This window comes from Burkholderia sp. AU31652, from assembly GCF_002223155.1.
GTDB lineage: Bacteria > Pseudomonadota > Gammaproteobacteria > Burkholderiales > Burkholderiaceae > Burkholderia.
This window is the reverse complement of sequence record NZ_NKFG01000006.1, coordinates 141,797-162,797: the sequence shown is the minus strand read 5'-3', so window position 1 is coordinate 162,797 and position 21,001 is coordinate 141,797. Positions and strand designations below refer to the sequence as shown.

Genomic DNA, 21,001 nt, shown 5'->3' with positions numbered 1-21,001 from the left:
CGGCCTGAATTCGGAAAATCCCGCGCATTGTAAAGGAAGCGGCCGATCGCGGGCGGGCGCCGCCGGAACCGGGCGGATCGTCCAGTTATTTCTCTCTTGACAGAAATAACTGAAATGCCTAAATTTCACGTCATGGAACTCACACCGATTGCCGAACGATTCATTCTCCACTGGGGCGAAATGGGCTCGCGGTGGGGCGTCAACCGCACCGTCTCGCAGATCCACGCGCTGCTCTATCTGGCCGGCCGGCCGGTCGCGGCCGACGAGATCGCCGAGACGCTCAATGTGGCGCGCTCCAACGTCAGCACGAGCCTGAAGGAGCTTCAGGCGTGGCGGCTGGCGAAGGTCGTGCACGTGCTGGGCGACCGCCGTGACCACTTCGAGACGTCGACCGACATCTGGGAGCTGTTCAAGCTGATCGTCGAAGGGCGGCGGCAGCGCGAGATCGAGCCGACGCTGACGGTGCTGCGCGATTGCCTGACGAATCCCGAGATCGCGAACGAGAGCCGTGAGACCGAGCAGCGCATCCGCGACACGCTGCAGTTCGTCGAGACGCTCACGACCTGGTCGGACGAGATGCTGCGGCTCAAGCCCGATACGCTGATGAAGGCGCTCGGCATCGGCGCGAAGATCAGCCAGACGGTCAGGCGCAAGCCGTCGAAGTAGGCAGGACACGCAGTGCGGGCAGCCAGCCCGCTTTTTTTGGGATCGCTATTTCTGTCTGTACAGAAATAACTGTAAATAGAGGATGAAAATGGACACCGTCTTGCCGTCGACCCGCCCGCCCGGCCGCACCGCGGCGCGCAGCATAACCGTTCTCGTGTGCGGGGCGAACGGCTTCATCGGGCGGGCACTCTGTGCGCAGCTCGAAGCCGGCGGCCATCGTGTGCTGCGCGGCGTGCGTCAGGCGGCCGGCCCGTCCGACATCGCGATCGACTTCGCGAAGGACGTCGACCCGGACGCGTGGCTCGCGCGGCTGGAAGGCGTCGACGTGGTGATCAATGCGGTCGGCATCCTTGCCGATCAGCGCGGCGCGACGCTCGACGCCGTGCATCGCGCCGCGCCGTGCGCGCTCTTCACCGCGTGCTGCCGCGCCGGCGTGCGGCGCGTGATCCAGATCTCGGCGCTCGGCGTCGAGCGTGGCGATACGCGCTACTTCGCCAGCAAGGCCGCGGCCGACCGCTTCCTGCAGACGCTGCCGATCGACTTCCGGATCGTGCGTCCCGCGCTCGTCTACGGCACGGACGGCGCGTCGGCGCGGCTTTTCCGGATGCTCGCGAGCCTGCCGGTGCAGGTCCTGCCGGCGGGCGGCCGTCAGCGGCTGCGCCCCGTGCACGTCGACGATCTCGCCGAAGTCGTCGCGCGGTGCGTCGATGCGCCGGCGCCCGGCCGCCCGGTGATCGACGTGGTCGGCACCGACGAAGTCGAATACCGCGAGATGCTGGCCCGTTACCGCGCCGCGTTGGGGTTTCCGCCGGCCGCTCGCATCGGATTGCCGGGCCCGCTGGCCGGTGTGGCGGCCGTGCTGCTCGGCACGTTGCCGAGCGCGATCTTCACGCGCGATACGTGGACGATGCTGCGTGGCGGGAATACCGGCGATCCGGCCGCCGCCACGGCGATGCTCGGCCGGCCGCCGCGCGGGATCGACGGCTTCATCGGCGCGGAAGCCGCCGCGCTGCGTCGCGATGCGCTCGCGATGTGGCGTCGCCCGCTGTTGCGCGGCGCGCTGGCGATCGTGTGGATCTGGACGGCCATCGCCAGCGCGTTCATCCATCCGCTGCACGCGAGCCTCGCGCTGCTTGCACCCGCGCACCTGACGGGGCTGCCCGCGCTGCTCGCGCTCTATGCGGCCAGCGCGCTGGACTTCGCGTTCGGCGTCGCAACCGTCGTCGCGCCGTCGCGCCGCCTGTGGGTCGCGCAAGCCGCGCTGATCGTCGCGTATTCGGCCGTCATCGCGGTCACGATGCCGGGCCTGCTCGCCGAACCGTTCGGCCCCGTGCTCAAGAACGTGCCGATTCTCGCCATCCTGTTGATCCTTTTTTCAGAAGAAGAACAAGCATGAATACCTATCTCGTCATCAAGGCGCTTCACATCCTGTCTTCGGTGCTGATGGTCGGCACCGGGTTCGGCACCGCGTTCTACCTGTTTTTTGCTAACCGCACGCGCTCGGTGCCCGCGATCGCGGCCGTGTCGCGGCTCGTGGTGCGCGCGGACTGGTGGTTCACGACGCCGGCCGTGATCTTCCAGCCGGCATCCGGGCTGTGGCTCGCGCACATGGCCGGCTGGCCGTGGGATACGCCGTGGCTCATGGCGTCGATCGTGCTGTACGCGATCGCCGGTGTGTGCTGGCTGCCGGTCGTGTGGCTGCAGGTCGAACTGGCCGCGATGGCGAAGCTCGCCCACGCGAACGGCGATGCCGCGCTGCCGGAGCGGTACTGGCTTTACGCGAAGCGCTGGGAACTGCTCGGCTATCCGGCGTTCTTCGCGATGCTGACCGTCTACTTCCTGATGGTGCTCAAGCCGATGTAAGTGCGTTGCCGCCGCTGCGCAGAAGCGGCGTTGTGGCACATCGGAGAGCCGTCGATCGATTCATGAAGCATGCGACGGATAATAAGAAGGAGTGCGAATCATGGAATCAAGTGAACTGGTGCTGTACTTCGACGGACGATGTCCGTTGTGCGTGGCGGAGATCAAGCGTCTCGGGGCTCGCGACGCGCGACACCGGCTGGCCTTCGTCGATATCGCCGCGCCGGGTTTCGATCCCGTGCCGCTGGGCGTCGACCTGCCGGCGCTGAATCGCGCGCTGCACGCGCGCCTGCCCGACGGACGCATGCTGACCGGCGTGGACAGCATCCTGGCCGCCCAGGCGCTGACCGGGCGTCGCTGGGTCGTCCGGCTGCTTCGTGTGCCGGTCGTGCGCGGTGCGCTGGCGCCGCTGTATCGCCGCTTCGCGCGCAACCGGCATGCGGTATCGCGCTGGCTCGGCTATCGCACCGAAGCGCCGTGTGATGCGGCGGCGTGCCGTGACGGTAGCGAACGTGCCGCTGAACATCCGACGGATCGTCCGGCGCAAGACAACGTTCGCCGCATCGTCGTGACCTGGATGTACTGCGCCGCGATCGCACATCTGCTCGTCGGCGTTGCCGTTCCGTGGGTTGCCGGCGCACCGTGGCTCGACGCGTATCACCGCGTCATCGAGCTGCATTTCTGGGCGGAAGCGGCTCCCGACGCGGCGCGTGCGCAGCAGATCTGGTGGATGTCGCTGATGGGCGCGACGGTGCAATGCGCGTCGGCCTGGATGCTGGCGCTCGTGCACCTCGGCAACAGGTTGCAGAAACGGGAAGTGTGGGGATGGCTGCTGGCCGGCCTGCTGATCTGGGCGCCGCAGGACATGCTGTTTTCATTGCAGGCCCAGGTATCGGGCCACGTGGCGATCGACGCGGCGGCACTCGTCGCGATGGTGCCGCCGCTTGTCTGGCTTTGGAGGAGGGACGCGGTATGAACACCTTGCCTGCTTACGACTGGGCGCTCAACCTGCTGATCGTGCAGGGTGCGATGGGCGCATTCGATACGCTTTATCACCACGAACTCACGCAGGATCTGCCGCACAGCCCGCGCGCGCGGCTCGAGCTGGGAATTCATGCGGTGCGTTCCGTGCTTTACGGCCTCGTGTTCGCATCGATCGCGAACGTCGCTTTTCACGGCGCGTGGGTCGCGGCCCTCGCGGCGGTGGTCGTCGTCGAGATAGTGCTGACGCTGTGGGATTTCGTCGTCGAGGACCAGAGCCGCAAGCTGCCGGCGACCGAGCGCGTGCTGCACACGCTGCTGGCCGTCAACGGCGGCGCGCTGTTCGGAATGATCGCGATGCAGCTGGCCACGTGGGCGCACGAGCCGACCGCGCTGCAGGCGATCGATCTCGGCTGGCGCGGCTGGGTGCTGAGCCTCTTTGCCGTCGGTGTGACGATTTCGGGAATCCGCGACGGAATCGCGGCCTGCCGGATTGCGCGACGCGAGCCGGTCGTCAATCCGTTCGCGGGGCAGCCGCCGGGAAACGTGCTCGTCACTGGCGGCACCGGCTTCATCGGCGAAACCCTCGTGAACCATCTGCTCGATGCAGGGCATGCGGTCACGTTGCTGGCGCGCGATCCGCTGCGCGCGGCCTACCAGTTTCACGGCCGCGTGCGCAGCGTCACGTCCGTTGAGCAGCTGCAGCCGCACGAGCGTTTCGACACGGTCATCAATCTCGCGGGTGCGCCGGTGCTCGGTGCACGCTGGAGCAAGCGCCGGCGGGCGGTGCTGCTGGCCAGCCGCGTCGGCGTGACGGAATCGCTGATGCGCTGGGTCGAGACCGCCGAGGTCAAGCCGAGCACGTGGATCCAGGCATCGGCGATCGGTTACTACGGCGTGCGCGCTGCCGACGAGCGGCTCGACGAAGGCAGCAGCGCCGGCAGCGGCTTCATGTCGGAGCTGTGCCGGCAATGGGAGCAGTCTGCACGACAGCTCGAGCGTCATGGCGTTCGTTCGGTGGTGCTGCGGCTGGGCGTCGTGTTCGGCCCGGGCGGCGCGCTGCGCCCGATGCTGTTGCCGCACTACTTCGGGATGGGCGGGCGCTTCGGCGACGGCGCGCAGGTGATGAGCTGGATCCACCGGGACGACGTGCTGCGGATCATCGCGCGTGCGATGGCGAACCCGGGCATGTACGGCGTCTACAACGCGGTCGCGCCCGCACCGCTGACCCAGCGCGAGTTCGTGCAGGTCGTGTCGAAGGTGCTGCAGCGCCGGGCCTGGCTGCACGTGCCGGCCGCGCCGCTGCGTATCGCGATGGGCGAGATGGCCGAGCTGCTGCTGGGCGGCCAGCGCGTGATGCCGGCGCGGCTGCATCAGGACGGGTTCATGTTCCGGTTCCCGACGGCCGAGCATGCGCTGCGTGACCTGACGAATCGGCCGCATGCGGATTTTCCGCGTACGGCCTGTCGTTTGCCCCGCGGTCGCGTTTGACTGCTCTCCTCCCTGAGAGAAGGAGATTCCCACTTCTTTGAATGCAACCCGACATCGCCTCAAAGAGACATGGGACTTACGCTTTCTCCATGGGCTGACACCGCCAGTCCGGCGGCCAAAACGTTACGCGCTGCATTGACGTCGCGGTCGTGGGGCGCCCCGCATTCTGGACAAACCCACGCCCGCATTTTCAACGGCAGCTTGGCTACGATATGCCCGCAGCCGGAGCATCGCTTGCTGGACGGATGCCACCGATCGATGCCGATCAGTATGCGGCCGTGCCATTTGGCTTTGTACGTCAGTTGCCGCACGAATTCCGACCAGCCTGCATCGCTGATCGATTTTGCGAGTCTTCGATTCTTCAGCATGTGGCTGACGGAAAGGCTTTCGATGGCGATCACTTGGTTTTCGTTGATGAGCCGGGTCGAAAGCTTGTGCAGGAAATCCCTGCGGCGGTCCGCTATTCGAGCATGCATGCGAGCGACTTTGAGCCTGGCCTTCCTGCGATTGGCGGAACCTATTTGTTTCTTCGCCAACCGCCGTTGCAACTTGGCGAGCTTTGCTTCGGTCTTGCGAAACTCGTTCGGTGCAGCGATCTTCTCGCCCGTCGAAAGAACGACAAAATCTGTCAACCCGAAGTCGATTCCGACCTTGTTTTTCGATTCCGATTTTGCGGAAACCACGTCGTCGCAAAGCATTGAAACGTGGTATCGGCCCACAGCGTCCTTCGACACTGTGACGGTCGTCACTGTCGTGCCTTTGGGAATCGTACGCGACCAGCGGATCGCGAGCGGCGTGTCCATCTTCGCCAGCTTCAGCGAAGTGCCGTCCCACCTGAAGGCGCTTGCCGTGTACGTGGCCGACTGCGTACCGTCCTTGCGTCGGAAGTTAGGATACTTCGCCCGCTTGGCGAAAAAGTTCGCGAATGCTGTCTGCAAATGGCGCAGCGCCTGCTGAAGCGGAACCGAACTTACTTCGTTCAGCCACGAATGCTCAGGGGTTTTCTTCAGCGCGGTGAGCGCGGCGGAAGTCTCGTGATACCCGACACGCACCTGATGCTGTTGCCATGCATCGGTGCGCATTTTCAGCATGTGGTTATACATAAAGCGCGCGCACCCAAATGTCCGGGCAAGAATCGCTTTTTGCTCGAGTGTCGGGTAGAACCGGAATCGGTAGGCACGCTTGATGTCCATGCCTTGAACATGTCATAGGTTTGAGTTTGCCTCAAGCGTTGGGAGAAGCGGCAGTTCCGCCGCTCTCCTTTCATCCCCGCACCGCACCCCGAAGGAAGTCCCCTTGGGGAAAGGACGAGGATTCTCGGAGCAAACCTGATAAATTCGGCGTGTATGCGTTCGGGACCTGTCGTGCGTCCCGGGCGCTCCGCATCCGACCTCACAAGGAGACTGCATGCTGCACATCCTCGGCAAGATCCCGTCCATCAACGTTCGCAAGGTGCTGTGGCTGTGCACCGAGCTGAACCTGCCGTTCGAACAGGAAGACTGGGGCGCGGGCTTCCGCACGACCCACGATCCGGCCTATCTCGCGCTGAATCCGAACGGTCTCGTGCCCGTCATCAAGGACGACGATTTCGTGCTCTGGGAATCGAACACGATCATCCGCTACCTCGCGAACCGCTACGGCGGCGACGCGCTGTATCCGGCCGAGCCGCAGGCGCGCGCGCGGGTCGATCAATGGATCGACTGGCAGGGCGCGGACCTGAACCGCTCGTGGGTCGGCGCGTTCCTCGGCCTCGTGCGCAAATCGCCCGATCACCAGGACCCGGCCGGCATCGCGCAGTCGATCGCGGGCTGGACGAAGCACATGCAGGTGCTGAACGCGCAGCTCGAAGCGACCGGTGCGTACGTGGCCGGCAACGGCTTCACGCTCGCGGACATTCCGATCGGACTGTCGGTGAACCGCTGGTTCGGCACGCCATTCGAGCATCCGGATTTCCCGGCGGTGTCGCGCTATATCGAACGTCTCGCGACGCGCGAAGGCTTCCAGAAATACGCGGGCAGCGCGAACCCGTGATGCGTCGCGGGTAGTGTGCGAGGCGGCGCCGTGGCAAGCGCCATCGCGTTTGCGTCACGACCGATATGCACGGGCCCTCGGGCCCGTTGTCACGCACCGGGCGCCGGCACCGCGTCGAGCACGCGCGCGAGAAACGCCTCGTGATTCCACGCGGATTCCGGCCGCGACAGCCCGAGCCGCACGACCACCAGCTGCCGGCTCGGCACCACGCTCACGAACTGGCCTTCATGGCCGACCGCATGAAACGCGTCGGCCGGCATCGCGACCGCATGCGGATCGCGATCGTTGAACGGCTCCGGCACCTTGACCCACAGCTGCGCGCCATACTCCTGTCGCGCCGACTGCGGCGTCGTGCGCGTCAGGTAGCGCACCCAGCCGTCCGGCAGCAGCCGCTGCCCGTCCCACACGCCATCCTGCAGCAGCAGTTGCCCAAAGCGCGCCCAGTCGCGTGCGCTCGCATACATGTACGACGGGCTGACGAGCGTGCCGGACGCATCGGGTTCGAACACCGCGCTGCGCATCCCGAGCGGCGCGAACAGCGCGCGGTGCGGTAACGCGAGGTAGTCGGCGTTGCTGCCGCCCAGTGCCTCGCGCATCACGCGCGCGAGGATCGCGCTCGTGCCGCTCGAGTAGGACCACTGCGCGCCGGGTGTCGCGGCGAGCGGCTTCGCCGACGCGAACCGCGCGGTATCGGGTTGCGCGTACAGCATCAATGCGACGTCGGACAGCGGGTCGTCGTAGTCCTCGTTGAATTGCAGGCCGCTCGTCATCCGCAGCAGCTCGTCGAGCGTGATGGCCGCGCGCGGATCGCCGCCGCCGCGCCATTCGGGCAGCAGCGCCGACGCATCGGGCGACAGCTTGTGCTGCGCGACGAGCGTGCCGACCAGTGCGGCCGTGACGGTCTTCGTCATCGACCAGCCGGGCAGCGGCGTGTCGGCGGTGAAGCCGGGCGCATAGCGTTCGGCGATCATCTGGCCGCGCCACATCACGACGACCGCGCGCGTGCGCCGCGGCCGCGCCGGATCGGGTTCGTCGAACGCGCGGTCGAGCGCGGTCTGCAGCTTCTGCGCGTCGATGCCGGCCGGCAGCGTGGCCGGGGCCGGCTGTGTGGACGGCGGATCGGGGAGAGGCGGCAGCGCGGCCGGCAACGCACCGGGCGACGGCCCGAGCGCGAGCGTGCAGCCGAGCCCGGGCCGGAAGTCGGCTTCGCGTTCGGCGAAGCCGGCGAAGGTCGCCGTCGCGCGATGATGGTCGGGGTCGATCGACGGGTGTACCAGTTTCAGCAGTGGGTGCACGCCCGCCATGATGTCGACGTCGATCACGGACGCGGCCGGGCGGCCCGACACGTACACGCCGGAACACAGCGCCTTCGCCGCATAGCCGGTCGCGATCGGCGCGAGCCGGGACAACATATGGCCCGTGTAGCCGACCGCGGCGACGATGGCAAGCGCGACGCCGCGCAGGATCAGCTTCTTGAAGGGGATCGTCATGCGCGAGCGTCCTCGATTGTCGGCAGGCGGAACCTGAACCGGCAGTGTCGCAGGTTCGGGCCGGCGGTGGCAATCGCGGGTGGGTGCGACGCCGGGCGGCACTGACAGCGCGCAAGGTGCCCGGCGTGTGTGACGCGCATGTGTCGATCGTCTGGGGCGAACGGGCCGCATGCGGCCCGTCCAGGCGGCGCGTTACTGCGCGTTGTTGTTGTCGGAGCGCAGGGTCCAGACCGTCGCGGTATTCGTGTTGTCGTCGACGGCTGCGAATTCCAGCTGGCCTTTGCTGCCGTGCCCGAACGCGAGGCCGAACGCGGCCCCCGGCACGGTGTCGATCTGCATTTGCGCGATGAAGCGACCGTCCACCGTGAATTCGACGATCTCGCTCGGCTGCTGCGGGTCGGCGTTGACCGCGTCGCCGTTCGCGGTCACGAGATGGCCGTTCGGTGCGAGCGCCAGCGCGAGCGGGCCGTGCAGGTGTGCCGCGTCGAAGTAGATCATCCGTCCGACGCCGCCGTTGCGATTCGTCGACGCCGCGTTCTGGATCGCGAACACGGCGTTGTCGCCGGTGGAGGCGACATACAGCACGTCGCTGTTCGGGTCGTAAGCGAGGCCGGTCGGGCCGACGACGAGTGCACTGGGATCGGTTCGATTCACGTAGCCCGACGCGATGACACGCGAGCCCGGCAGCATCGTGGCGCCGTTGTCGCCGATCGCGAGTTCGATGCGGGAGACCGTCCCGTTCAGCACGTTCGACACGAATGCGGTCACGCGCTGGCCGCGATCGATCACGGTCATGTCCCACGGCCCGTCGAGCAGCGCCGCACTGCTGAGTTGCGTGACGAGATTGCCGTGCGGACCGATGACGAGCAGCGACCCCGGCGGCACGACGGTCTTGCCGTCCGGTGCCGGGACGTTGCCGACCAGCACGAAGCCGCTGCGCAGCACCGCGAGCGCGGTCGTCAGGCCGAGATTGCTGCCCTGGAAGAAGGCCGCCGGCGTCTTGCCGGGCGACAGCTTCACGATCGTCGTGCCGGTGCCTTGCGTGTTCGACGCCGCGTTGAAGTTGGACACGACGACGTCGCCGGGTTTCAGCGTGCTCCAGCTCGGCACGCCGCGCGGCACGAACGCGATGCCGTACGGATTGACATCGCCGTTGGCGGGCACGGTCGACGCGGTAAACGATGGAATCGGCAAGATGATGTCGCTGCCGCCGGCCCATGCGAACGCCGACGACAACGCGACCAGCCCGGCGCCGCATGCCGCGCGGCATAGCGAATGCGCAAGCGTGCGCCGGACGCGCGCGACGACCGGCGGATCAACCGCAAGGACGGGCGTGGCCGGGGAACGACAGGAGGGGAGAGGGTCCATGGCATGACTCCGGTTGATGATCGCGAGCAGTCATCCCGGCTGCCGGCCTGCGCAGCCGACGGGTGTCCGGCGCGGGTTCGCGATCGTGCTGTTGCCGCGTGAACCCACGCTCGAAATAAACGGATGGCGACGGCCGGATATTCCATTCCGTTACCGATGTTGCAGGCGAGCCGGCGGCCATTGTTCGCCGCAAGGGCGATGCGGCCCGACAAGTTGAAATCCGACCCGCCGTCGGCCGATAATCGTCCGGCATCGCTTTCCCCCTCTCCCAGTCCAACCGTAATCGGAAAACGCCATGTCCTACGACAACAACAACCCGTTCGCCAAGATCCTGCGCGGCGAACTGCCGTGCGTGAAAGTCGCGGAAGACGACGCGACCCTCGCGATCATGGATCTGATGCCGCAGGCCGACGGCCACGTGCTCGTGATCCCGAAGGAGCCGGCCGCGCAGATCTTCGAGTTGTCCGGCGATGCAGCCGCGGCCGGCATCCGCATGACGCAGCGCGTCGCGGCGGCGGTGCGCGCGGCGCTCGAGCCGGACGGCGTGTTCATCGGCCAGTTCAACGGCGCGGCCGCCGGCCAGACGGTGCCGCATGTGCACTTCCACGTGATTCCGCGCTGGGAAGGCGCCGAGCTGCGAATGCATGCGCGCGAGATCGCCGACGCGGCGACGCTCGAAGCGCTCGCCCAGCGCATTCGCGCGCGTTTCGTGTAACGCGTCGATTGCATTCGGCGACGGCACGGCATGGCGTACCGGCCCGCCGCCGTGCCAACGCCTGTTTCAGCGGTCATGCGAGGTAACACGTGTAACCGCCGACGAAACTCGTCTCGGCCCACCCGGCGCTAGACTCCGCGCATTGCTTCACCGAGCGACAGGAAGGGCGGATCGCCTCTTCGTGCCGGCCGGCCGCCTTTCATGGCGACAAGGCTTTCGCGAGGTGCCATTCGTCTTTCGCGCCGGGAATCGAGCCATGACCAGACTTCTCATCACGCTTGCCCTGATCGGCGGCCTGTCCGGCTGCTACGTCGCGCCGCCGTACGGCTACGCGCCCGCGCCGGCCTACTACGGCTATGCGCCGGCGTATTACGCGCCGCCCGTCAGCGTCGGGATCGGCGGCAACTTCCGCATCCGCTGATCGGGCACTGGGCGTAGCTGCTGGCCGCATCGGTCAGCGCCGACGCGTTGCGCCGGAGACGTGCGCGGATTCGCGTATCGCATGACGGCGGTGCGCAGCGCGGCGTGCGCGCGCTTCCTATACTTCACAGGAAAGCGCATTCCGCGTTCCGGTGAGGCAGCCATGGCAGTCACCCGCAAGGTCGCAGTCGCGTCGGCCATCTCCACGCTCGTCTATCTCGGGCTCGCGGTGCTCGGCAGCGGCGGGTTCGCGGCCTTCTTCTCGCATCCACCGCTGACCGTCGTCGTCGTCGCGACGCTCGCGATGGCCGTCGCCGCGCTGTTTACCGAAGGCAACCTGAGCAGCGGCGAGCGCGAGAACCGCGACAACCGCTGGGTGCTCGCGGCGTTCGGGGTGAGCGGATTCCTGCTCGCATACCTGCCCGCGCTGACCGACCGGCTCGACTTCTGGACTTTCGGCGGCGAGGCGGTGCGCTGGATCGGCGTCGTGCTGTACATCGTGGGCGGCGTGCTGCGCATCTGGCCCGTATTCGTGCTCGGCAAGCGCTTCAGCGGGCTCGTCGCGATCCAGCCGGGCCATACGCTCGTGACCGACGGCATCTACCGCCGCATCCGCAATCCGAGCTATCTCGGCCTGGTCGTCAATTCGGTCGGGTGGGCGCTGGCATTCCGCTCGGGTGTCGGCGTGCTGCTGGTCGCATTGATGATGGTGCCGCTCGTCGCGCGCATTCGCTCCGAGGAGGCGCTGCTGCGTGCCCAATTCGGCGCCGAATACGACGCGTATTGCGCGCGGACCTGGCGTTTGCTGCCGGGCGTGTACTGACCCTCTTCATTTCTTTCCCACCGCCGTTTCGGGCGCTGCCCACGATCCGTTCCCGATGTGTTGCCACGTGTGTCGCAAACGTGCGACGCCGTGGATGGGCGGCCTCTCGTTCCACCGGGCCGGACCCTCGGCGAAGCCAATGCTGGCGTGGGTTTGCGGGCGTTCCGGTGCGACTGTTCGAACGCGCTTATTCGTAAACAACTTGTTACCAGAATGTCCACGGCAAGGATGGGGGACCGGTGCTATTCTTCGCCGCAAGCTCATTGAAATGAATTGGTCCGCGGTTCGGCACAATGCCTGACACGACGTCGATCGATTCAGATCGTCGTACCGAGCGGACCTTCAATAACCAGATTGCGAACAAGGAAGAATACGGGAATGTGGAAGAAAATCGCCCCCGCTCTCGTCGTCGCCGCTTTGACCGGCGCGACTGCACTGCCGGCCATGGCAGGTGACATGAACAACGCGCTTGGCGGCGCGCTCGGCGGGGTAGCCGGCGCAGCGGTCGGCGGTGCGCTCGGCGGCAGCACGGGCTCGGTGATCGGCGGCGCCATCGGCGGCGGCGCGGGTGGCGCGGTGACGTCGAACCGTCGCGAGCGCACCGGCGCGATCATCGGCGGCGCCCTCGGCGGCGGCGCAGGTACCGCGGCAGGCAACGCGATGGGCGGCCGCACGGGCGGCCTGCTGGGTGCGGCGGTCGGCGGCGGTGCCGGCGCGGCCCTCGGCGGCAACATGTCGCGCAGCTCGTACGAGCGCGATTACGGCGGTCGCGGCGATCGTGGCTACCGCCACCGCAAGCATCACCATCACCGCGACTGGGACTGATCGCCGCTGGCGCGGCTCGGTGCGCGAACCGCGCACCGGCGCGCCGACGGCGTCGGCACCCGACGCGAGATTCGGCCCGGCGGCCTGCCGGGCCGTCATCGCCGGCCAGACCGGCGAATACCCTTCCGGCTTCCTCAGCCGCGGCCAGATGCCCGATCGACGGGCCGGCAAGTTTCCCGCCTCGCTGTATTTCCCCGTTTTCCGACTCCATCGACTCTCGTGACTGAATGCGTCCGAGGAGCACCGAGACCATTCGCGTTCCATTCGATTTCCGTTGCCCCCGTTCTGCGGCCTGACGGCGGCTCATGACTGGCGCGGTGCGGCTTGCTGCCGTGCGCACGTCGGCGCGATCCAGTCTGCGTAACCGGATGTATCGCGCACCGCGTGTGTCGCTACAGCGGCTGCGGCTTTTCATCTGTCCGGTAGCGTCCGGGCAAACATGCGCGTTGCCCCGTCCGTCAGGATTTCCCTGATAGCCAGAGCGTCGTTTCGCGCGTCCTTACCGCGTATCGCGGCTGCCGGCTGGTAGTGGGAAATCGAATGGAATCCATCGCAACATTTAATTGGTCGATTGCGAATGAGTTCGCTATCGTCGGCGATGCTCGCGTACGGCATCGCACCGTGCCGCTGGCCGCGTCTCCCGCATGATCGCGAGCGCCACGGCCCGGTCGCCGGCCCCACAAGCACGGGCCGCTACGTCCGAAGAACCGGACGAACCCGTCGCGAAGCCTGGCCGACCGAACGAAGGCGCATGCGCCTTCAAGCCACCCCGGCAACGATGTCCCGCCGCCGCATGCGTGCCCCACGCGCGTACGTGCCGCCCGATGCCGTTGGCACCCGGGGCCGGACCAACCCATTGCCTGGATGCACTATGTCTAAGACAACGTATTACGCGCCGCACGGCGGCCACCCGCCGCAGACCGATCTGCTGACCGATCGCGCGATGTTCACCGAGGCGTACGCGGTGATCCCGAAGGGTGTGATGCGCGACATCGTCACGAGCTGGCTGCCGTTCTGGACGAACACGCGCCTGTGGGTGATCGCCCGCCCGCTGTCGGGTTTCGCGGAAACCTTCTCGCAGTACATCGTCGAAGTGAGCCCGGGCGGCGGCAGCGACAAGCCCGAGCAGGACAAGAACGCCGAAGCGGTGCTGTTCGTCGTCGAAGGCGAAGCCGAGCTGACGCTGCAAGGCACGAAGCACGTGCTGAAGCCGGGCGGCTACGCGTTCATTCCGCCGGGCGCGGACTGGACGCTGCACAACGTCAGCGATGCCGCGGTGCGTTTCCACTGGGTGCGCAAGCACTATCAGGCCGTCGACGGCATTCCGCTGCCGGAAGCCTTCGTGACCAACGAGCAGGACGTCGAGCCGATCCCGATGCCGGGCACCAACGGCGCATGGGTGACGACGCGCTTCGTCGAGATGAGCGACATGCGCCACGACATGCACGTGAACATCGTGACGTTCGAGCCGGGCGGCGTGATTCCGTTCGCTGAAACGCACGTGATGGAGCACGGGTTGTATGTGCTCGAAGGGAAGGCTGTTTATCGGCTGAACCAGGATTGGGTCGAGGTCGAAGCCGGTGACTTCATGTGGTTGCGTGCTTTCTGCCCGCAGGCGTGCTACTCGGGTGGGCCTGGGCGCTTCCGTTACCTGCTGTACAAAGATGTGAACCGTCACATGAACCTGTTGCTGAATCCGGCGCGTTAAGCGTCGTTCAGGCAGTTGGATGTGAAAGCCCGCCGGTGAATGCCGGCGGTTTTTTTTTCGGGTTCTTCGCGGGTTTCCAGGCGGGCCGTTTGACGCCCCGTTTCCGGCGGTCGGGTGGCCGCGGTTCCAACGGCAGGTATCACCTGCGGATTCAACCCGGCATCGACGGAATCCAGCCAGTGCGTGTTGCGAACCCACCGACCGTCAGTCGGATGCCGCCGGCGACTCATTGCCCTGCGTCGCGCCACATTGATGGCAATGCGGGAAGAAGAAGAAATTCCGGCCACCGCATCCGCATACGTTGAAGAGCCGCAATCCGCAATGCACGCAGAACGTGGAGTCGTCGCCGCCGAGATTCCATTGTTTGTCGCAGGACGGGCAGCGCTTTTTCTCGAGTGAGCGAACGGCCTTTTCGTATCCGATCGTGCGCGCACGTTCTCCCTGGTCCTGCTGCAATTCGAGCCGCTTGCGTTCGGCATAGCGCTGAAAGGCCTTCATCATGTAAAGGCCGGCGAACACCGTGAGCGCAATGCCGACCAGGACCCGGACATAGCCGCCGAAATTCGGCAAGTACGGGACCAGTTCGATGAAAAACGCGCTCAGTGAAAACAGGCCGAAGCCATACACGAAAGGCCAGTAGCGCATCTTGCGATAGCGCACGAACAGCCAGATCGCCATCAGCAGAATCGGCAGTGTGAGCGCAAGCCGCAGTCCGAACACCTGCAACTCGTAATGCCGGTTCGCCTTTTCGAAGCGCTGTTGGGCTGCCGCGTCCGCGTCGGCGATTTGCGTGTCGACTTGAGTCTGCTGCGACGCCAGGGCCCGTTGCTGGTCGCCGATCGCATCGATCTGATGCTGCCAGTTGACGACCACGGCCTGGAGCGTATCCAGCTTGCGAGTTCGCGCCAGAATGTCCGGGTCCCTCGCACTGTCTCCCGTCACCGAGCGGGTTGCCAGCCAGTTGCGGAAACTTTCTTTCTCGGCCGCGTACTCCTTCGCGGCGCGTCCGCGAGCCACCTCCATTGCGTCGGCCTTCTCGGCAAGCGCGTCGTGCCGTGCCTGCAGATCGCGCCGGGCTGCATCCAGCCGCGCCTTCAATGGCGCATCCGCGAATTGCTCGACGACGGGCGGCCCGCCCCTCGGAGCGAAGGCCATGTCGCGAATCACGAGACTGCCGAGCATGTTCAGAAAGACAGCGAAGATGATCGCAATTACCCACGAGGCTATCCGCAGGAGACGTGCCGGACTGGTCAGGCCGTCGCTGGAAGTCATCATTGTTTTGCCTTTGTTGGAATGGTTATATAAGCGGGCTTGATTGTCGACGATTCCCGCACCCTTGTCGAACGTCCCCTCCTGGCCGGGAGCCGTCGGTCTTTCCGCGTTCCGCGGGAATTCATGATGAACGTGTTTTCACGGGCGATGCGTGTGGCTACAGGCCGAGCGCCGCCGCCGCGAGCGTCGCGACCTGCAGCCGTGTATCGGGCGACAGGCCGTCCTCGATCAGCCACACCGCCGACAAGCCCGACCAAGCGAGAATCCACTGCAGCAGCCGGCGCCTGTCGAGCCGCGCAGCGTCGGCCACGACTATGACACGCTGTTCGAAGCGCACCGGATCGACCGCAACATCGTGCGAAGGATTGCAGAACAGGTTCGCGTAGTCGAACGCGCGATCGCCGCGCAGGCCTTTCGGGTCGATCGCACGCCAGCCGCGATCGCCGAAATGGAGAATGTTGCCGTGATGGATGTCGCCGTGCAGGACGACTTCGTCGACGAGCGGCCCGTCCAGCAGCTGCCGCGCGACCGTTGCCGAGCGACGCAGCACGTCATTGGCTGACGCGTCGGACAGCAGCGCCTGAAACCAGTCATGCAGCGGCACGACCCAAGGCGGCTCCGAAGCACGATGCGCATGCAGCCGCGCGACGACATCGCACGCGATGCGCATCGCATCGTCGTCATGCCCCGATGCCGAAAAACCGGCCAGCGTCGGTTCCGGCTGCGCCCGTTCGAGCAGAACCGCATCGCTGTCGTGCTCCCACACCTGCGCGGCGCCTTGCCCGTTCCACCAGGTCATCAGCGCATTACCGCGACGTTCTTCGTCGCAGGTAGCGACTTTCAACATCGCCGGCCGCGATTGCCAGACGACGGGCAACAGGCCGCCGCTCGCGGTCAGGATCGGGCCGCCGTCAGGAACGAGGCCCCACAGGCCGAGGTATCGATCGAACATCACCCGATGCTACCGCCGAACCGGATCGCGCGCAGCACGGTTCGTCCAACGGTGCGTCACGCGGTCGCAGATGCGACGTGAACGGCCAAGGCACACTTTCCTAAATAAAATTTAGCCAGCCAAACTTTGGCTAAAGAATGTTCCGGTTTCGTGCCATCCCTTCGACAATGCGCGCCTTTCGTGACCGTCGGTGCCTCTCGCGCACCGGCCGTCACAGCATCGAAGAAGGAGCCCGACATGACCGACCACACCGCATCCCTGCCGCCGCCATCCGCGCCACCGCCACGCCGTCGCCGTGTGTGGCGCACGCTTGCGGGCGCGCTGCTCGGCCTGACGGTCGCCTGCGCGGGCATCGGCGCATGGACGATCCAGCGGATCTGGACGCAGTTGCCGTCCGTCGAGCACCTCGCCGTGTATCGTCCCGCGCTGCCGCTGCGGATCTTCTCGCGCGATGGCGACCTGCTGGCCGAATACGGTGTCGAGCGGCGCGAGTTCGTGCCGCTCGAACGCATCCCGCCGCTGATGCGGCAGGCGCTGCTCGCGGCCGAGGACGCGAAGTTCTACCAGCACGGCGCGGTCGATTTCAACGGCCTCGCGCGCGCGACGTTCGCGAACGTCGTGACGGGGCAGCCTGGGCAGGGCGGCAGCACGATCACGATGCAGGTCGCGCGCAACTTCTACCTGACGCGCGACAAGGTGCTGAGCCGTAAGCTCGCCGAGATCCTGATGGCGACCAAGCTCGAACGCGAATACAGCAAGGACAAGCTGCTCGAGCTGTACATGAACGAGATCTATCTCGGCGAGCGGGCCTACGGTTTCGCGGCGGCCGCGAACGTGTATTTCGGCAAGCCGCTCGACGCGCTGAGCGTGGGCGAGGCGGCGGTGCTCGCGGGGCTGCCGAAGGCGCCGTCCGCGTTCAACCCGGTCGTCAATCCGGCACGCGCGACCGCGCGGCGCAACTACGTGCTCGGCCGGATGCATGCGCTCGGCCAGCTCGACGAAACGACGTACCGCGCGGCCGTCGACGCGCCGATCGCGCTGGCTACCACGCCGCCGCCGGGGATCATCGCGGCGCCGTACGTCGCCGAGCGCGCGCGCCGGATGATGGTCGAGCGTTTCCATGACGATGCCTATACGCTCGGCCTCGACGTGACGACGACGATCTCGATGCGCGACCAGCGCGCGGCCGAATCGTCGCTCGCCCGCACGCTGAGCCGCCAGCCGCGCGCGCAGCGCGATGCGCGCAACGGGCTCGAAGGCGCACTGGTATCGCTCGACGCGGCAACTGGCGACATGCTCGCGCTCGTCGGCGGCGCGGATTTCAACCGCAACGTATTCGACCATGCGCTGCAGGCGTATCGCCAGCCGGGTTCGAGCTTCAAGCCGTTCGTCTATTCGGCGGCGCTGGAAAAGGGCTACTTCCCGGGCGTGCTCGTCGACGATACGCAGCGCACGCTCACGCATGAGGAAACCGGCGCGCGTCCATGGCGCCCGCGCAATTTCGCCAACAACTACGAGGGCTTCATTCCGGTGCGGCGCGGGCTCATGCGCTCGAAGAACCTGGTGGCGGTCAGCCTGATGCAGGCCACTGACGCGCGCTACGTGCAGCAGCACGCGGTGCACTTCGGCTTCGACGCGCAGCGCAATCCGGCGTCGCTGCCGCTCGCGCTCGGCGCGGGCGCCGTGACGCCGCTCGAACTGGCGAGCGCGTACAGCGTGTTCGCGAACGGCGGCACGCGGATGGAGCCGCGCCTGATCCTGTCGGTGAAGCAGCGTCATGGCGGCGCGATATACGAGGCGACGGCGCCGTCGGGTGAGCGCGTCGTGTCGGCGCGCAACGCGTTCGTGATGGACAGCATGCTGCGCGACGTCGTGAAGTCCGGCACCGCGCGCGGCGCGCTCGCGCTGCGTCGCGACGACGCGGCCGGCAAGACGGGCACGTCGAACGGCTCGAAGGATGTCTGGTTCGCCGGCTACTCGTCGGGCATCGTCGCGGTCGCGTGGCTCGGCTACGACACGCCGCGCCCGATGGGGCGCGCGACCGGTGCGTCGCTGGCGCTGCCGGTCTGGCTCGACTACATGAAGACGGCCGTCGACGGGCGTACGCCGGTCGAGGCAACGCCGCCGCAGGACGTCGCACTCGTCGACGGTGACTTCGTCTACGCCGAATACACGCGCGGCACGTGCACGGCCGACGTGCCGTCGTACATCCGCAGCCGCTTCGCGTGCGGCGGGGCGGCGGCGGTGGGCGGTGCGTCCGACGCGCCGGGCAACAACGGCAAGCCTGCCGAGCCGATGCCTGCCGCGGTCGATGCGGCCGAGCGCGAACGCGTGCTCGACCTGTTCCGGACGGATGACTGACGCGCACCATGCATACGCTTTATCTGATTGCGATCGTCGCGGAAGCGATGTCGGGGGCGCTGATGGGCATGCGCCGCGGGATGGACCGCTTCGGGCTCGCGCTCGTCGGCGCGGTGACGGCGCTCGGCGGCGGCACCGTGCGCGACGTGCTGCTCGGCCACTATCCGCTCGGCTGGATCGCGCATCCCGAGTACCTGGTGATCACGCTCGTCGCGGCGACCGTCGCGTCGTGGGTCGCACGGCATGTCACGCGCATGAAGACGCTGTTCGTCACCGTCGATGCGATCGGCCTCGCGGCGTTCACGATCATCGGCTGCGACGTCGGCGCGTCGACGGGCACCGCGCCGATCATCGTCGTGCTGGCCGGCGCGATCACGGGTGTCTGCGGCGGGATGCTGCGCGACCTGCTGTGCAACGAGATGCCGCTGATCCTGCGCGAGGAGCTGTATGCGAGCGTCGCGTTCGTCACGGGCGGGCTCTATGTCGGGATGCAGCATCTCGGCGTCGAGGCGGGCTTCGCGACGGTCGTCGCGCTGGCGGCCGGGTTCTCGATGCGAATGCTCGCCGTGCGGCTCGGGTGGAAGATGCGGACGTTCGGCGCAGCGGATCTCGAGCATTGAGCGGGGAGGCGCGCCGTCCGTGCGGCGCTGGGTGAGGGCGATGTCGGCCGGGGCGTTTGAGTGAGCGCCCAGGCCGAACGGAACGTCAGTCGGCCTGCATCACCTGGAAGACGTTGCCTTCCGGATCGACGCCGTCGTACATCGTGTACGCGAACCCTTCATAGCGCTTGAGGTCGCGTACCGTCACGCCGTTGCCGGCCAATCGGTTGCGATGTACGGCGATGTCACGGTCGATCGAGAACACGAACTTCACGTGGCTGGTTTCCGCGCGCGGTTCCGTGTGACCCGACATCGCGTGGCGGAACGCCGGGCCGGCGAGATGCAGCGCGAGTTCGATGGCGCTTGCGCCGAGCACGACCCACTCGTTTTCGATTTCCTCGATGACGGGTAGATCAAAATACCGTTGGTAGAACGCCTTCAGCAACGCGACGTCCTGGACGTACAGGATGATGCGGGTCATCGGAAGCGGCACGTGGGTCTCCTTGAAGGGGATTCGCGAAGCGCGAATGATGCGTCGTGACAGTCGTTGCCATCGATCAAGCAGGACATCGCGCGACGCAACGCTCATGCGACCTGCGGCACACGCCCGCGCTACGCCGGCACCATCACCGGCGGTGCACCGTCGCCGGTTTCCACCATCTTCACCGCGAATCCGTAGCACTGCGCGATGTGCGCCGGCGTCATCACGTCGCGCGGCGTGCCGTGCGCGACGATCGTGCCGTCGGCGAGCATCGCGATCGTATCCGCATGCCGTGCGGCGAGATTCGGATCGTGCACGATCGCGAGCACGCCGAGCTGCCATTCGCGTGCAACGGCGCGCACGGTTTCGAGCAGGCGGTGCTGATGTGCGAGATCGAGCGCGGCGGTCGGCTCGTCGAGCAGCAGGTAGCGCGGGCCGCTTTCCGTCGCATCGTCGTCCGGCCACAGCTGCGCGAGCACACGGGCGAACTGCACGCGCGCGAGTTCGCCGCCGGACAGCGTCGTGACGTCGCGGCCGACGAGTGCATCGGCGCCCGCGCGTTCGAGCGCGCACCACGCGATCTCGCGATCGCGATGCGACGTCGCACCGCTGCGCCGCGCATGCGGATAGCGGCCGAGCAGCACGATTTCGTCGACGCTGAACGGGAACGCCGGCTGCGCGGCCTGCGGCAGCACCGCGCGCAGGCAGGCGAGCCGCGGTGCGTCGATGCGTGCGAGCGGTTCGCCGTTCAGCGTGATGTCGCCGGTCACGCGCACGCCGTTCGGCGCGACGCCGCCGGTGAGTTCGCCGGCGAAGGTTTTCAGCAGCGTGCTTTTGCCCGCGCCGTTGCGGCCGAGCAGCGCGGTCACGCGGCCGGGTTCGATCGACAGCGACAGGTCGCGCAGGATCGCGTTGTGTCGACGGGCGACGTCGAGGTGATGGGCGGTCAGCATGATCG

21 protein-coding genes are annotated in these 21,001 nt (G+C 66.8%); 14 read left to right on the top strand and 7 right to left on the bottom strand.

Annotation, left to right across the window (positions count from 1 at the left end):
* The first annotated feature begins 132 nt into the window (after positions 1–132).
* From CFB40_RS30840 to CFB40_RS30820, 5 genes are all read left to right on the top strand, one after another.
* Positions 133–666, top strand: coding sequence for a GbsR/MarR family transcriptional regulator (locus CFB40_RS30840; RefSeq protein WP_006480371.1), 534 nt, complete (start codon positions 133–135; stop codon positions 664–666).
* Positions 667–754: 88 nt separating this feature from the next.
* Positions 755–2,062 (top strand): SDR family oxidoreductase, encoded by a 1,308-nt coding sequence (locus tag CFB40_RS30835; RefSeq protein ID WP_089433557.1) that lies wholly within the window; start codon positions 755–757, stop codon positions 2,060–2,062.
* Complete coding sequence (locus CFB40_RS30830; protein WP_089428911.1) at positions 2,059–2,529, top strand: DUF2269 family protein; 471 nt, start codon at positions 2,059–2,061, stop codon at positions 2,527–2,529. Before CFB40_RS30835 ends, CFB40_RS30830 begins: the two co-directional genes overlap by 4 nt.
* A 100-nt stretch (positions 2,530–2,629) precedes the next feature.
* Positions 2,630–3,502 carry a thiol-disulfide oxidoreductase DCC family protein gene (locus tag CFB40_RS30825; protein WP_089433434.1) on the top strand — a complete coding sequence of 291 codons (873 nt, stop codon included), beginning with the start codon at positions 2,630–2,632 and terminating at the stop codon, positions 3,500–3,502.
* Positions 3,499–4,998: a TIGR01777 family oxidoreductase gene (locus CFB40_RS30820; protein ID WP_089433433.1), complete on the top strand. Its 1,500-nt coding sequence runs from the start codon at positions 3,499–3,501 to the stop codon at positions 4,996–4,998. Before CFB40_RS30825 ends, CFB40_RS30820 begins: the two co-directional genes overlap by 4 nt.
* Positions 4,999–5,057: 59 nt before the next feature.
* Here CFB40_RS30820 and CFB40_RS30815 read toward each other — a convergent pair whose 3' ends face one another.
* Positions 5,058–6,191: an RNA-guided endonuclease InsQ/TnpB family protein gene (locus tag CFB40_RS30815; protein ID WP_089433432.1), complete on the bottom strand. Its 1,134-nt coding sequence runs from the start codon at positions 6,189–6,191 to the stop codon at positions 5,058–5,060.
* 214 nt (positions 6,192–6,405) lie between these two features.
* On the opposite strand from CFB40_RS30815, the gene CFB40_RS30810 reads away from it, so the two are divergent.
* Complete coding sequence (locus tag CFB40_RS30810) at positions 6,406–7,029, top strand: glutathione S-transferase family protein (protein WP_089428914.1); 624 nt, start codon at positions 6,406–6,408, stop codon at positions 7,027–7,029.
* Positions 7,030–7,118: 89 nt separating this feature from the next.
* Here the strand turns inward: CFB40_RS30810 and CFB40_RS30805 are convergent, their stop codons facing one another.
* Together CFB40_RS30805 and CFB40_RS30800 are read right to left on the bottom strand one after the other, a co-directional pair.
* Positions 7,119–8,519 carry a serine hydrolase domain-containing protein gene (locus CFB40_RS30805; RefSeq protein WP_089433431.1) on the bottom strand — a complete coding sequence of 467 codons (1,401 nt, stop codon included), beginning with the start codon at positions 8,517–8,519 and terminating at the stop codon, positions 7,119–7,121.
* Between the two features lie 192 nt (positions 8,520–8,711).
* Positions 8,712–9,887, bottom strand: a complete 1,176-nt coding sequence (locus CFB40_RS30800; protein ID WP_179255324.1) for a hypothetical protein — start codon at positions 9,885–9,887, stop codon at positions 8,712–8,714.
* A gap of 295 nt (positions 9,888–10,182) precedes the next feature.
* Between CFB40_RS30800 and CFB40_RS30795 the strand changes: the two genes are divergently transcribed.
* From CFB40_RS30795 to CFB40_RS30775, 6 genes are all read left to right on the top strand, one after another.
* A complete protein-coding gene (locus CFB40_RS30795) occupies positions 10,183–10,602 on the top strand; it encodes an HIT family protein (protein ID WP_043181059.1) in 420 nt (139 codons plus the stop codon).
* A gap of 256 nt (positions 10,603–10,858) precedes the next feature.
* Positions 10,859–11,023 (top strand): hypothetical protein, encoded by a 165-nt coding sequence (locus CFB40_RS38845; RefSeq protein ID WP_011353821.1) that lies wholly within the window; start codon positions 10,859–10,861, stop codon positions 11,021–11,023.
* Positions 11,024–11,185: 162 nt separating this feature from the next.
* Positions 11,186–11,845 (top strand): methyltransferase family protein, encoded by a 660-nt coding sequence (locus tag CFB40_RS30790; protein WP_089428916.1) that lies wholly within the window; start codon positions 11,186–11,188, stop codon positions 11,843–11,845.
* A 378-nt stretch (positions 11,846–12,223) separates the two neighbouring features.
* Entirely contained in the window at positions 12,224–12,670 is a 447-nt protein-coding gene (locus CFB40_RS30785) for a hypothetical protein (RefSeq protein WP_043181055.1), read from the top strand.
* Entirely contained in the window at positions 12,624–12,893 is a 270-nt protein-coding gene (locus tag CFB40_RS30780; protein ID WP_143329908.1) for a hypothetical protein, read from the top strand. Before CFB40_RS30785 ends, CFB40_RS30780 begins: the two co-directional genes overlap by 47 nt.
* Before the next feature lie 648 nt (positions 12,894–13,541).
* Positions 13,542–14,378: a bifunctional allantoicase/(S)-ureidoglycine aminohydrolase gene (locus CFB40_RS30775; RefSeq protein ID WP_089433429.1), complete on the top strand. Its 837-nt coding sequence runs from the start codon at positions 13,542–13,544 to the stop codon at positions 14,376–14,378.
* Between the two features lie 204 nt (positions 14,379–14,582).
* Here the strand turns inward: CFB40_RS30775 and CFB40_RS30770 are convergent, their stop codons facing one another.
* Together CFB40_RS30770 and CFB40_RS30765 are read right to left on the bottom strand one after the other, a co-directional pair.
* Entirely contained in the window at positions 14,583–15,650 is a 1,068-nt protein-coding gene (locus CFB40_RS30770) for a zinc ribbon domain-containing protein (protein ID WP_179255130.1), read from the bottom strand.
* 157 nt (positions 15,651–15,807) lie between these two features.
* Positions 15,808–16,602 carry an aminoglycoside phosphotransferase family protein gene (locus CFB40_RS30765; RefSeq protein ID WP_089433428.1) on the bottom strand — a complete coding sequence of 265 codons (795 nt, stop codon included), beginning with the start codon at positions 16,600–16,602 and terminating at the stop codon, positions 15,808–15,810.
* Positions 16,603–16,839: 237 nt separating this feature from the next.
* On the opposite strand from CFB40_RS30765, the gene CFB40_RS30760 reads away from it, so the two are divergent.
* Together CFB40_RS30760 and CFB40_RS30755 are read left to right on the top strand one after the other, a co-directional pair.
* Entirely contained in the window at positions 16,840–18,963 is a 2,124-nt protein-coding gene (locus CFB40_RS30760; RefSeq protein ID WP_089433427.1) for a penicillin-binding protein 1A, read from the top strand.
* A gap of 8 nt (positions 18,964–18,971) precedes the next feature.
* Complete coding sequence (locus tag CFB40_RS30755) at positions 18,972–19,583, top strand: trimeric intracellular cation channel family protein (RefSeq protein ID WP_089428921.1); 612 nt, start codon at positions 18,972–18,974, stop codon at positions 19,581–19,583.
* 85 nt (positions 19,584–19,668) lie between these two features.
* Here the strand turns inward: CFB40_RS30755 and CFB40_RS30750 are convergent, their stop codons facing one another.
* Entirely contained in the window at positions 19,669–20,055 is a 387-nt protein-coding gene (locus CFB40_RS30750) for a VOC family protein (protein ID WP_089433426.1), read from the bottom strand.
* Between the two features lie 119 nt (positions 20,056–20,174).
* The gene (locus CFB40_RS30745) at positions 20,175–20,996 is read right to left on the bottom strand and encodes a heme ABC transporter ATP-binding protein (RefSeq protein WP_089433425.1); all 822 of its coding nucleotides are present in this window, start codon (positions 20,994–20,996) and stop codon (positions 20,175–20,177) included.
* Between the last annotated feature and the right edge of the window lie 5 nt (positions 20,997–21,001).